Source organism: Streptosporangium pseudovulgare (assembly GCF_014648055.1).
Taxonomy (GTDB): domain Bacteria; phylum Actinomycetota; class Actinomycetes; order Streptosporangiales; family Streptosporangiaceae; genus Streptosporangium; species Streptosporangium pseudovulgare.
This window is the reverse complement of the sequence record NZ_BMQJ01000011.1, coordinates 63,764-76,452: the sequence shown is the minus strand read 5'-3', so window position 1 is coordinate 76,452 and position 12,689 is coordinate 63,764. Positions and strand designations below refer to the sequence as shown.

9 protein-coding genes are annotated in these 12,689 nt (G+C 70.7%); 1 reads left to right on the top strand and 8 read right to left on the bottom strand.

The window, feature by feature from the left end; genetic code table 11:
• Positions 1-104: 104 nt before the first annotated feature.
• The 4 genes from IEZ10_RS21750 to IEZ10_RS21735 all read right to left on the bottom strand — a co-directional run bounded on the left by IEZ10_RS21750 (position 105) and on the right by IEZ10_RS21735 (position 3,710).
• A complete protein-coding gene (locus IEZ10_RS21750; RefSeq protein WP_189248345.1) occupies positions 105-881 on the bottom strand; it encodes an IolE/MocC family protein in 777 nt (258 codons plus the stop codon).
• Positions 878-1,600, bottom strand: a complete 723-nt coding sequence (locus IEZ10_RS21745; protein ID WP_229811499.1) for an MDR/zinc-dependent alcohol dehydrogenase-like family protein — start codon at positions 1,598-1,600, stop codon at positions 878-880. The genes IEZ10_RS21750 and IEZ10_RS21745 overlap by 4 nt, the downstream gene beginning before the upstream one ends.
• 167 nt (positions 1,601-1,767) lie before the next feature.
• Complete coding sequence (locus IEZ10_RS21740) at positions 1,768-2,625, bottom strand: hypothetical protein (protein WP_229811498.1); 858 nt, start codon at positions 2,623-2,625, stop codon at positions 1,768-1,770.
• Positions 2,622-3,710 (bottom strand): phosphoenolpyruvate carboxykinase (ATP), encoded by a 1,089-nt coding sequence (locus IEZ10_RS21735; RefSeq protein WP_189248344.1) that lies wholly within the window; start codon positions 3,708-3,710, stop codon positions 2,622-2,624. The genes IEZ10_RS21740 and IEZ10_RS21735 overlap by 4 nt, the downstream gene beginning before the upstream one ends.
• Positions 3,711-4,243: 533 nt before the next feature.
• Between IEZ10_RS21735 and IEZ10_RS21730 the strand changes: the two genes are divergently transcribed.
• Positions 4,244-5,593: an NsdA family TPR-like regulatory protein gene (locus IEZ10_RS21730; RefSeq protein WP_229811497.1), complete on the top strand. Its 1,350-nt coding sequence runs from the start codon at positions 4,244-4,246 to the stop codon at positions 5,591-5,593.
• 718 nt (positions 5,594-6,311) lie between these two features.
• On the opposite strand, the gene IEZ10_RS21725 is transcribed toward IEZ10_RS21730, so the two are convergent.
• From IEZ10_RS21725 to IEZ10_RS21710, 4 genes are all read right to left on the bottom strand, one after another.
• The gene (locus tag IEZ10_RS21725) at positions 6,312-9,776 is read right to left on the bottom strand and encodes a P-loop NTPase (RefSeq protein ID WP_189248343.1); all 3,465 of its coding nucleotides are present in this window, start codon (positions 9,774-9,776) and stop codon (positions 6,312-6,314) included.
• A gap of 3 nt (positions 9,777-9,779) precedes the next feature.
• On the bottom strand, positions 9,780-10,103 hold the full coding sequence (locus IEZ10_RS21720) for a trypco2 family protein (protein WP_189248342.1): 324 nt from the start codon (positions 10,101-10,103) through the stop codon (positions 9,780-9,782).
• Between the two features lie 314 nt (positions 10,104-10,417).
• The gene (locus tag IEZ10_RS21715) at positions 10,418-11,830 is read right to left on the bottom strand and encodes a sensor histidine kinase (RefSeq protein WP_229811496.1); all 1,413 of its coding nucleotides are present in this window, start codon (positions 11,828-11,830) and stop codon (positions 10,418-10,420) included.
• 97 nt (positions 11,831-11,927) lie between these two features.
• Positions 11,928-12,602, bottom strand: a complete 675-nt coding sequence (locus IEZ10_RS21710; RefSeq protein ID WP_179818067.1) for a response regulator transcription factor — start codon at positions 12,600-12,602, stop codon at positions 11,928-11,930.
• Positions 12,603-12,689 lie beyond the last annotated feature (87 nt).

Sequence of the window (12,689 nt, the reverse complement as noted above, 5' to 3'; positions counted from 1 at the left end):
TCGCCCTATGCGCCCAGGCCGGGTACAGCATGGCAGCCCGGCGCATGCCCGACTCGGCGATTGCGGGCAGGCCCAGCGTGATGGCGCCCCCGTTCTGAGGGGGGTCATGCGGAGCTGCCGGTGTGCTGCTGCCACCAGGCGACGGCGGCGTGGTAGCGGGCCAGGCACCCGTGCGGGGAGCGGTCGGCGCCTGTCCATTCCACGGCGACTTCAGCGAACGCTCCCGCGCGGGCGCGGGCCGCCGCCGCGGCGGCGACGTCGGCGTGAGCGGGGGTGTCCCAGCCGGTGCCGGGATCAGACAGATGCAGCACGCGTGCTCTGTCGAGGATCGCCTCCACCGCCCCCTTGGCAGAGGTGGGGGGTGCGGCGGCGAGCTGGGTGGTGTCGGCCAGCAGACACGCCGCCGGGCAGTCAGCGACCAGCCGAGCGAGCGCCTGCACCCCGTTCAGGGTCATCCACTGCCGATGATGGGGTTCGACCAGCAGCGGCAGCCGGCTGCCGGCCACCACGGGCAGCCTTCCCACGGCGCTGAGCGCCTCGGCGGTCAGTGGGGTGCAGGCCAGCAGCCTCACCCAGCCCGCACCCAGCAGGTCGGCCGCCTCAGCCAGCCCGGCCAGGTCCCGGCATGCCCGCGCCCGCCGGGCGGCGTCGGATGCGGCGAGGTCGGCCACGTCGACGTCAGCGGTGACCCCGGTGACCGGCACGGTCGACCGGGCGGCTGCGGCCCACCGCTTGACCGTCGCCGCCGGTTGTGCGGCCAGGTCGACGCCGCGCGGGCCGCCGCGCAGATGCACGAACGGGATCCGGTGGGAGGCGGCCCATGCCAGCAGGCCGGGCACGTCAAACCCGCGTACGGAGATGCTGTACAGCCCTACGGTCATGGCACACCCCACGAGAAGATCACCACAGGGTGCGGGTCTCGGCCGGCGGGGCGGGCGAGCGTGTCGTAGACGGCCGGGGCGCAGGTGCCGGGCACGATCTGGCACCAGATGTTCAGCAGGCGTGAACTGATCTGGTCGGTCAGCCAGGACACCGCCGTGGTGTAGGCGGCATGGTAGACGTCCGCGTCGTTGGTGAGTTCGTGCATGCCGATCACCGTCCATCCGGACCGGTGCACCTGCAACGCGGAAAGGCCGGCCTCGCTCGGCGGGGTGCCCAGCAGGGCGAGGACACCGCCGGGAGCCAGCAGCTCGGCAGCCCGCTCAGGTCGTCCTGCGGCGTCGATGACCAGTGCCGCCGGTGCCTCCAGGCCGGCGAGGCAGGACACGCCGGGCACAGCCTCGATCGGCGCCCCCGTCCGGGAGGTGATGATGCGCACGTTGGAGGCTCCCCGCCGGCGCAGCTCCAGGGCGCAGCCGAGCGCGACGGGCCCTGACCCGACCACGACCGCCCTGTCCACGCAGGTGCCGGAGGGCAGCCGGTCAAGCCCGAGGACGGCCATCTGCTGGAACCGGGCCAGCGCGGCGGCCCGCACATCGGCGCCGGGTGGCGCCGCGAGCACGGGCCCGGCCGGATCGAACGCGGCGCCGTGCGGGACCGCGGCCAGCAGCCATCCCCCGCCGGGACGGAAGGCGAGCGTCACATAACCCGCGTCACGCACCTCACAACCGGCGGTGGTGGCTTGCAGATGCCGGTATTCAGTACCGGGGCTGAGCATGCTGAACCACGCCGGGACCATCCCGTTCGGCGGCGTGATGGCAGGAAGCAGATACGCCCGCCCACCGGCCAGCCGCAGCCGCGGCCCAGCATGCCGGCACACAGGAGGTTTCACGGGCATCGGGATCTCACCTCCGCGGTGACGACGTCGCAGATGCGGGCGGCGATGCCATGCGGGGTGCCGCGACCGGCATAGACCGGCACGGCATCTGCCAGGCTGCGCACGTAGCGCACCCGGCGCCGCTGCGCCCGCCCGTCCTCCAGGGCGCGTAGCGGCCGCGCACCGGTTTCAGCCAGGAGACGGTCGAGGAGATGCCCGCTGGCGCGCAGCCACGCGGTGGCCGCGGTATGCCGGTCAAGCCCCTTCAGGACGGCCCGTTCGGCCGGGTCGCCGTCGACGTCGACGAGAACCGCCGCCGCCACCCGCACCGGCCCCGCCGGCTGCCGGACCGTGTGACCGGGCAGCGCCACGATCGCAGCGCCGTCGGCGGCCACATTCCAGGCGGGAAACCAGCGGCGCAACCCGGCCCGGCGGCCGAGCAGTGCGCTGGTACCGCCCCGCACCGCAGGGCCGCCGTCGGCGACGGCGTCGACCAGGGTGACATCCCCGGCCAGCCAGTCCCAGCCGAGCTCAGCGAGCACGGCCCCGGTCAGCGTCTTGCCCACGCCATGCCCGCCGAGCAGCAGCACCGCCCCCACATCGGGGCGGTGGAGACAGGTGGCGTGCACTGACAGGGTGCCGGCGGCCAGATGCAGGACATGCAGGTGAGCGTTGATCACGCGGCGGGCATCGGCCGCATCATCCGGCAGGACCGCCGCCGCCCGCCCGCCGGCGCCGTCAAGAAGGCCGGGGGAAGCGCCAGGTACATGCGGGGCCACGCCGGGCCACGCGCTGATGAACGCCGATGGGGCATCCACCGTCAACGTCCGCCCGGCCGAGGACACCCGCACCAGGCGGCGCCCGGTCACGCGATCACCTCGGGCAGCAGCCCGGCCAATGTCTCCCACACCGGGGCATACGGCAGGTCCCGCAGATGGGAGACCGTGAGCCTGACGGCGGGGACGCCCGCCAGCACCGACCCCACGGGAGGCGCCGGGACCCCCGGAGCACCGGGAGGTGGGCCGCCGGTCACCGACAGCAGGTCAGTGGAATACAGGCGCTGCAGCGGCACGTCCCCGGCATCAGCGGCCGCCTCTTCGGCCTGCGCCGGCTCCAGCGTGCACCCCGCGGCAGACCCGGGCGCGGTGCCGATCTGCACCAACGCGCCCAGCCGGGTAGGTGGCGACGGCCGGACGGCGGCGCGGTGCTCCTGTGGGGTGAGCAGGACCCGCTGACGCAACACCCCGGCCACGACCTGCCGGTCAGGCATCCCACCACCGGCGAAGCCTCCCAGTTCGGCCAGTTCCGCGGGGATCGCGACACGGGTCGGCCATCCGGCGACGACCCCTTCAGGGCTGATCAGCACCAGGTCGTCGGCCATGAACCGGGCGCCCATCTCCATGCAGGCGCGGTGGGCGAGCGTGGACTTCCCGCCGTGTGTGGACGCGACGAACAGGACCGCGACGCCGTTAAGCGCGACCGCGGACGCATGTAGCATCCGCCATCCGCCGGACAACATGCGGCTGGAGAAGAACAGCCGGGCCAGCCAATCGGGCCAGCGCGGACTTGATTCGGAGGTGGAGACGACCACGCGGGTGGTGCGCCTGCCATGGTCGACCTCAAGCAGCGCGGGCGGGATGCCCGGCCGATAGCGGCCTGCCAGGCGCAGCAGACCGCCTGAGCTGTCGGTGACTGCCAGGCACGCACTGCCATTGGGATAGGCCAGCACGGGCCGACTGTTGGCCAGCGTGTCCGGGTCGGCCGGCGCTTCGCCGTAGGGGTCTCGTTCCACACGGACGGTCCATTGCGCTCCGCCGTCCGCTGTGGCAGGTTCGGCGCTGCATGGAGGCACCATCACCGTGGTGACGTCGTCGACCAGTTCGGCGTCACCGGTCACGTGCAGCCGCCATCGGTCCAGCAGCAGGTCGACTGCGCGCTCGATGCTGGATGCCATAGACAGTTCCTTTCCGCTCGGCGGTCTAGGGCCAAGTGACGACGGTCCCGTGCCGCTTGGCGATGACCCGGCTGGAGGGGGTCGGCGGGGTGGTGGGCTTGGGGGTGAACGAGGCCCGCCGAACTCGAGCTCGGCGTCGCCCATCAGGACCTCGAGATCCATCGGGGTCGCGGCCTCGACGCTGCGGCACTGGCGGGGGTCGGCCAGGTGCCACGCGGTGAAGGTTCGTGCGTAGGGGCCTCACATGACGAGCCAGCCGGGGAAGCGCTGCTGCTGGCGTTCGGCCTCGGCGACGTGGCCGCGGTCATACCGCGGCGGGTGAAGAAAAGACTCAGGTGTCATCGAGTGGCTGCCCTTCCCAGTGGGTGTGCGTTTCTAGGACATCCGGTGAAGCCGCGAAGTGAAAGAGGTCGTCCGTTGCCTTGGGTTGCGTTCCGGTTGCCTTGAGTTGTGTTTCGGCTGCATGCTCGTGACGGCGAACGCCTCGGGGACCACGTACTGCAGATCACGCCCTCAAAGGGGAGGGGCCGCACGTGAACGCTTCGGTGGAGCCTCATCCGCTCACCGCGCTGATCGCTCGCCGTCACTGGACGGCGACCATGTTCTTGACGAGGGTGGACGCCTGCCACCGCGCCTTGGGGCACGGCGGGATCGGCACCCGTAAGGAGAAGGTGTGCCGCTGGGTGGCGGGGACCACGCCGTACATCACCGTTCAGCTCGCCATGGCCGAGGTGTTCGGGGTGGACCGGCGGGAGGTTCACCACCGGGGCTGGCCCGATTGGCTTTTGCTCGCATTTCACGACGATCGTGTGGTTTTGGAATCTGCCTGGACTCCGGTGGGTACCGTCAAAGCACTGGAGAACCTAGGAGGGCCGGTGGATCGTCGGGGTTTCCTGGTCGCCTCAACCGGCACACTCGCCGCGATCGTCGCCCAGTGGGCGACCGCTCCTTCCTCCACCAGCGCCCCCGCTGCCGGCCGCCGGGTCGGCCGTCAGGTCGTGGAGCTATTCGACACGCGCCTGGATGCTCTGCGTCACCTGGACGACCAGGTCGGATCCGGGCAGGCGTACGATGCCGCAACCGCTGAGCTGCGGCTGATCATCCGAATTCTGGCCGAGTCGGCCTATACAGACGACATCGGCCGTCGTCTGTATGCGGCGGCGGCTGAGGCGTCCCGCCTGGCGGGCTGGTGCGCCTACGACGCCGGGCACACCGCCGCCGCCGAGCGGCACTTCGTCGCCGCGCTGCGGGCCGCGGCCAGCGCCAGCGACGACACGATGGCCGCGATCGTGCTGGCGTTCTGGGCGAACTTGCGTTATGCCCGCGGTGACGCACGCGGGGCTCTAGGCCTCCTCGACGGCGCCTTGTCGGCGCGAGGGAAAATCACCTCCCCGCGGGTGATGGCCATGCTGCACGCTCGCCGGGCGCGCGCTCATTCCAAGGCGCGGGAGTCGGTGGCGGCCTTCAGGGCGGTCGATGCCGCGCTCACCGCCTACGATCGCGCGGGCCCGGCCGCCGACGACCTGTCGGGTATGTACTGGGTGACCGCTGGGGAGCTGCATCAGGTGGCGGCCAGCTCAGCGCTGACGCTGAAGGATCCCCGGCGTGCTTTGGCGCACTTCGACGCGGCCTTCTCCCACCATGACCCCTACGACCCGGACAGGGAGGCTCGCGGCGCGGCCATCTACCTGGCGCGCAAGTCCGCGGCGCATCTCGCGCTCGGTGATATCGACGCCGCGTTGGAGAGCGCGCATGAGGTGGTCGGCCGCATGGGCGGGGTCGACTCGGCGCGCGGGTCCAGCACGCTGGATGAGTTGCGTGCGGAGCTGGGCAAGCACCAGCAGGCCCGCGCGGTGCAGGAGTTCCTCGGGCTCACCGCGTAGCGGACGACGGGCAGAAAAAACATGGTCTCCGATGTGTATGACGCCTTCTTAACCAATGCGGGGCCATGGTCACGGACGGGCCGACCCCACGCCGGAGCCGTGGTCGGGTCGCCGCAGGGTGAGCGTCACGTGCGCGCCGACGCAGGGGCGTGACCCCGTACGACGAGGCGCCCAGCTGCTCCGTGGAGGAGCGGAGCGCTTTTCGTGCTTCCCGGAGGCCAACTGATGACGGCCTTCCATCGGCCGCGTCACAGGTGGATCGTCCCGTCGAGGGTGATGCGGACGTTCGCGCCGTACAGCGCAACGAGCGGTTGCGACCGCCTCCGACACCGGCACTAGCGGCTGTTTCGAAGTGGTGATCAAAGGTGTGTCGTGGCCGGGCGCAGTGGGCACGGCTCCATCGCTGCTGCCCGGAGGCAAAGACCAGTTCGACCGTCAGGATGGAGTCAGGCACCGGTTGATCGCGGGATCCGCCAGTGGGTACGAACGGGTGCGGGAAGCGCATCTGTCAGCCGGGTGGCCAAGACGCTCGATGAGCAGGTCGACGCGTTCCGCCCCGGGCGCTCGATGTCGGCCTATGCACCCTCGTCTCACTGGACGCGCTGACCCAGATGGGGCGCGAGGGCGGCCATACCGTCTACGTGCGTGTCCTGGTCGCCCGCGGTCTGTCCGGCGTTCAGCTGGTCATCTCCGACTGCCACGAGGTTTCGGGCCGAAGCTACGGAAACGGCGTGAAGTCCCCGAAGAAGTGCGAGATCGAGCGCGACAGCTCGTAGGCCTTGAACTCGATCTGCGCATTCCGTCGCCGCCGCTTGAAGTCCTTGAGGAATGCGTGAGGCAAGTGATCGGGATCAGCAGGATGGTCCCGGAGGACGCTTTCATGCGCCATGATGAAGATCAGTAGGTTGATGCGCCCGCGTTTCACTCCATGCTGCCAACCCGCCCGCCACGCGGGAGCCGCCCGGCGGCCGCCCCGGCCGTACTCGAACCAGAACAGCTTTTCCCTGCAGGCGGCGACCTTCTCCGCTTCATGCTCGTGGCCCAGCTCCCGCAGGACGTCCACCGCCTCCATGAGCTGCAGGTGGCTCCCGAGCGGAAGGGTGGGCGCCTTTCTCCTGGCCAGGCGGCCGAAGGTGTGGGTCGCTTCCTCTGCTGTTTCCACGGCCTTGGCCGCAAGTCCTGCTGCTGCAGCCAAGATCGTCGTGGAGACGAGCGTCCGCACCAGGGAAGGCCCGTACTCGACCAGCGAAAGCCGGGCAAGAGCGCGGAAGGTGCCGATCGCCTCATCGAGCAGTTTCTGCGCCTGTTCCTGCTGTTCGGCGAGCTCGAGCTGGAAGGCGTGTTGTACCAGCGCGTCGGCGAGCATGGGCGCCAACCAGGTGTCACGTTCTCCAGCGAGCGATCGGTACATGTCGACCACCCGCGCGGCGAGGTCCAGTGCCTGCCGTTGGTCGCCGACCTTGTAGAGGCAGTAGCCATGCAGGGCCAGCGCCTCCGCGAGCACGCTGCGATGGGAAGAGTGGTGGTCCAGCTTCCCCACGACGTCGCTCGTCTCAGCGAAGGTGGCGGCGGCCTCCTGGTGGTGCCCGTTCGCCAACAGGTTGAGCACGTGGTTGCTCAGAGCCTTCACGAAGTCGGGCAGGTACGCGTCGGGCGCCTCCTCCATCAGCGCCTGGAACAGCACGACCGACCTGGCACTGGCCTCGAGCACTCGGTCTGGGTGTGCGTCACGGCCGTTGTGCCCCATGGCCAGCAGGGCCGAGGCCGCGGCCGAACGTGAGGAGGGGTCGAGGAGGGTACGTCGTTCGTTGACCACTACGAGCGCCTCGATGGCGAGGTCCGCCAGGAACAAGCGGTTGAGCGCCTTCAGGTAATCGACGAGATCCACGAGACAGCCGGCGAGGCTGAGCAGGTAGTCCTGCTCGCCCACGCGCCGCATCAGTGCCCTGTGCACGCGTAGGGCCCTCAGGCACAGTGACACGGCCCCAGCGCTGTTGCCGGTCCGATAGGTGCATCTCGCCTGGAGGATCAGCGTGTCGCTCAGCGCGATGGCGTGCGAACGTGCGGCACCGGGCTGTTTCCACATGCGGTCCCAGCCTGCCAGCCAGCTGAGACGCCGGACAGCGCGCCGTGAGGTCTCCCGCGCCTGGTCGTAGTTCCCGACCCAGACCTGCCGGAAGGCCAGGCGACTCAGGCTCAGCGGATCCGTCGGCCGCACGGCCTTCGTGGCGACGTCGAGCGCCCAATCGGCCAGGATCTGCGTTTGCTGGGGCGTCGCCCGCTCCAACTGGGCCAGGAAGGCGGTGTCACTCGTCTCGGCGACCTGCCAGAGGGTCGCCACCAGCGGCTCGGGCGCGCGCGTCCAGGTGGCCACCTGGACGGCGAACCTGGCCAGCTGGTCTTTGTGCCGGGCAACGAACGCGGCCAGCACCGCGTGCAACGCCGTACCGAAGGAGGGATGTGTGGCGGCCCGCGCGAACGTGTCCATCATCTGATGGAGCTGGCGGTCGGTGGCGAGCTCGACGAACAGGTCGGCAATACGCGTGGATTCGAGTAGTTCCAGCCCCAGGAAGCGCTCCACGAGGCGGTCGGGCTGGAGGGCGCCCCACGGCGCATGACGTACTGGGTATAGGCTGCTCAGCCACTCGCGGACCTGTTCCTGGTTGTCTGCGTGCCGCAGCAGCCGCTCGGCCTCATCCTCGTCGTGGACTCCCGCGAGGAACGTCGCCACGAGGGCTTGGCGCCGTAATCGGGACTCAAGCCCCCGCGCGGTCGCGTCCCAGTAGCGCGCCTCATGGTTCAGGATCCGATCCTCCGGAACATCGGCGTCCTGGAGAGGGCGCCCGAACGCCGCGTCCAGGAGGTCGGCGAGCGCCGTCATGTGGATGCCCAGCATCGAGCGCTCGACATCACCGGGCTGTACGAGGTTCGCGGCCAGGCCATACCAATCGATATCGTCGTACCCGGGGAGCATCGCCAGGGCGGCAGCGAAGTCCTGCAGGGCTTCTTCGTAGGCTTCGTGCCGCCCCGCCGCATCGGCGTCAACGGGGGCCAGCTCGGTTACCGGCGCCCCTTGAAGGAGCGCTTCCGTATGGGAGGTGACCCGCTGCGTCTGCTTCCACCAGTCACCGGCCGAGCGCGCGAGCAGCAGGAGCCGCAGCGGTGAGCGGGCCTGGCTCCGGCGAGCGCACGCGCGCAGGAGGGCGCGCAGGTGCTCCAGGCGGCTCTCGGCGTAGTCGACGATGAGCAGCAAGGGCTCGCGCACGTCGGCCACGACGTCCAGCTCCGCGGCGTCGATGTCCGCGCTGACCCATGCCACGGTCCAGCGATCCCGCTGGAGCCGCCCGGCGAGCTCCTTCGCCAGCCGTGTTTTCCCCTGGCCGCCGGGGCCATGCAGGAGCCGCGCGGCGAATCCGGAACCGTCGACCCAATCCACGAGGTCTCGGAGCAGGTCCTCGCGCCCCCGGAACCGGACGATCTCCTGGTCCGCCCTGAGCAGCCAGGACGGCGAGCGTGCCGCGGGGATCATCGGATCGCTCAGGTGGCTGAGCTCGACGGCCTCTAGTTCCCCTGTCCTGACGTCGAACCGGGCGGCCACCTCGCGGAATCCTGGATCGGCGTGAAGCGCGTACGCGGGAAGAGCCTCCAGCCGGGCATTGCGCGTGTACCGCTTGTCCAAGATCAGAATGCCGGTCAGCAGGTCGCCGCAGAACAGGCTCGCGCCGGACATCCCGGACCACGGCGACTTCTCATTCTTGACGGGACCAGGCGGATGGGGGGCGACGTTGAACACGTACCGATCGCTCAGGCGACCGTCTCCCGGATTGAGCGTCCCAGGCGCCTGGCTCACCTCGCGGTTGCCGTCAGGTTGCATGAATGCGGGAAAACCCCACGCCGTGCACGGGATTTCCTGTCGTACGGTGATGATCCGCCCCCACCGCACAGGGGATGGGAAGGCAGCAGGCCACGCCGGATCGACGATCTCGACCAGTGCTGCGTCAACAGGGTCTGCGCCCCGCCAGATCACCAGGCCCTGATAGGCGCCGGATTCGGTCTGGACGCGCACCCCCTGCCGCAGCCCGGGCACCGCGTGCGCGGCCGAGAGGACGAGCCGGGGGGCGATGGCGTAGCCGGATCCGCGACCGTTCTTGTACTGGAGCTCTACGACGGCCTGCGGCTCCATCAGTTATCGGCCCAACCTCGGGCGGTCGGCCTGCCCGTCTTTCCGCGCTGAGCCAGCGATGTGTACATCAGAGCCGTCCGACCTCTGAGGCACCAGCGTCACCTGAATACGATGCGTGCTCTCCTTGGAGATGCCTCCTCCTGCCTCCGCCGAAACCGCGAACACCTTGACGCCGAACTTGCCTTGCCCCTCCTTGCGTAACTGGACGGAGAACTCCAGCTCGATGGGGCCTACCTCGAACACGAGATCTTCTCCCTCGGCGCGCCGGACGGCCTCCAACAGTTGCTCGCGAACCGCTCCTACGGCATCGGCGAGTGCAATCTCCATGCGAGAACCTCCATGGTCGAATGCGGTTATGATCATGTTATGAGACCGGCATCTGCCAGGGAAGTGGTCAGTCCGCGGCCGCGAAGCGGATCCCGGGGTCTGAGAGCGGCAGGGCCCGTGGACCAAGTACCCCGAAGGGGGCAGTGGGTTGACATGGCATGATATCTAGTAGTTCCGCCTGCGAACACGCCTGAATGATCGTTATTGCGCCGGACTTGTCCCGCCATGTTGGAGCCGTAGTCCTCGCGTGCACACCGCCGTGACCAAGAGGCTGTCCCTTTCACCTGGTCTACCCCTACAGCGAGGCCAGCCGCTCAGGACAGCGGGAGACGGACGACCGCTCGCAGGCCCGGGGCGGCGTCCTCCAGGGTGACCGCGCCGCCGTGGGCGTGGACGGTCTCCCGGACGATCGCCAGGCCCAGCCCGGCGCCGCCGTGGTCGCGGCTGCGGGCGCTGTCCAGGCGGGTGAAGCGGTCGAAGACCCGCTCCCGGTCGGCCTCGGGGATGCCGGAGCCGTCGTCGGTGACGGTCAGCACGGCGTCGGCCCCCTCGGTGCGCAATCCGACCACGACCGGCGAGACGGTGTGCCGCAGCGCGTTGTCCACCAGGTTGACCAGCACCCGTCCCAGGTCGAGCGCGTCCCCGGTCACCACGATCGCGCCGTCCGGGACGGGGGAGACCCGCATCGTGACGGCCTCGCCGTACCGTTCGACGGTCTGGGGGACCAGCCGGTCCAGCTCCACCGGTTCCCGGCGGGCCAGGGCGCCGCCGCGTTCGTCCAGCCGGGCCAGCGCGAGGAGGTCCTCGGCCAGCCGGGCCAGGCGCATGGTGTCCTCCAGCACGCCCTCGGCGGTCTCCCGCCAGTCCTGCCCCTCGGGGTGGCCGAGCGCCACCTCCAGCTGGAGGCGGATGCTGGCCAGGGGGCTGCGCAGCTCGTGCGCGGCGTCGGAGACCAGGGCCCGCTGGCGGGCGTCGGCCTTCTCCAGCCGGGCCAGCATGTCGTTGAGGGTGACGGCCAGGCTGTGCACCTCGTCGCGGGACTCCGGCACCGGCAGCCGCCGGGAGCGGGCGGTGTCGGTGATCTCCTCCGCGCCCCGGCGCAGCGCCGCGATGGGCCGCAGCGTCCCGCCGACGATCACCCAGCTCACCCCGGCGAGCAGCACCAGCAGCAGCGGGGTTCCGACGAGCAGCACGTGCGCGGCGGTGTTGACGCTGGTCTGCACCTCGCTGAACGGGCGGGCGGCGATCACCGTCCGGCCCTGGTCGGCGCTGAGCACCCGGACCCGCAGCACGTGCGGGATCCCGTACGGCCCGCCGTCCACGAACCCGGCGCCGCCCCGCGCGATCGCCGTGGCACGTTCCCCGGCGTCCAGCAGCGGCAGGAGCCGGTCGGTGCCGGGGGTGGCGTGGGTGATCCGGCCCGCCGCGTCGATCACCTGCACCAGGACGCCGTCCGGCGAGGTCATCTCGACCGGCAGCCGTCCGGCGTCGGCCAGTGAGACGACCTCCCTGGCCCGCTGGTGGATCGCGTCGTCGGTGCCGGCGATCAGGGCCCGGCCGAGCACGCCCACCAGCACGTAGGCGGAGGCGGCCAGCGCCACCGCGAGCACGGCCGAGGCCACCGCGGTCAGCCGGAACCGCAGGCTCTTGCGCCGCCACCAGCCCGCGCGCCGCCCGCGCCGTGCGGCGCGGCCGGTGGCGGCGTCGGGGTCCGCGGGGCTGGCCACGGCACCGGCCGGACGCGCTGGGCCGGTCGCGGTGCCGGACGGCCGGGCCTGGTCGGGCGCGGCGCCGGGCGGGCGCGCCGGGCCGCGTGCGGGCGGGTCAGCCGCCATCGCCGGACAGCCGGTAGCCGGCGCCGCGCACGGTCCGCAGCGCGTTCCGGGAGAACGGCACGTCGATCTTGCGACGCAGGTAGCCCACGTACACCTCGACGACGTTGGGGTCGGTGTCGAAGGTGTCCCAGACGTGCTCCAGGATCTCCGACTTGGAGACCACCTCGTCACGGCGGCGCATGAGGTACTCCAGCAGCGCGAACTCCCGGGGTGTCAGCTCGACCGGCGTCTCGCCCCGGGCGACCCGCCGCCGGGCCGGGTCGAGCGACAGGTCGCCCGCCTGCAGCACCGCGGGGCGGCGGCCCGCGCCGCGCCGCAGCAGCGCCCGCAGCCTGGCCACCAGCACGACGTAGGAGAACGGCTTGGTCAGGTAGTCGTCGGCGCCCAGGTCGAGCCCGTCGGCCATGTCGTACTCGCCGTCCTTGGCCGACAGCATCAGGATCGGCACCCAGTTCTCCTCGGCCCGCAGCGCCTTGCAGACGTTGTAGCCGGACAGGCCGGGCAGCATGATGTCCAGCACGACCACGTCGTAGTCGCCGTGCCTGGCCAGGTGCAGGCCGTCGTGGCCGTCGTGCGCGAGGTCCACCGCGAACCCCTCGGCCTGCAGGCCGCGCTGGAGGGCGGCCGCCATCCGCCGCTCGTCCTCCACGACGAGAACCCGCATTCCGCCTCCTCTGATGTTCGGTCGCCCCATTTTCCGCCGACCGTCCTGAGAGGCGGCTGAGAACCCTGTGAGCCCTCTCAGTCTGTC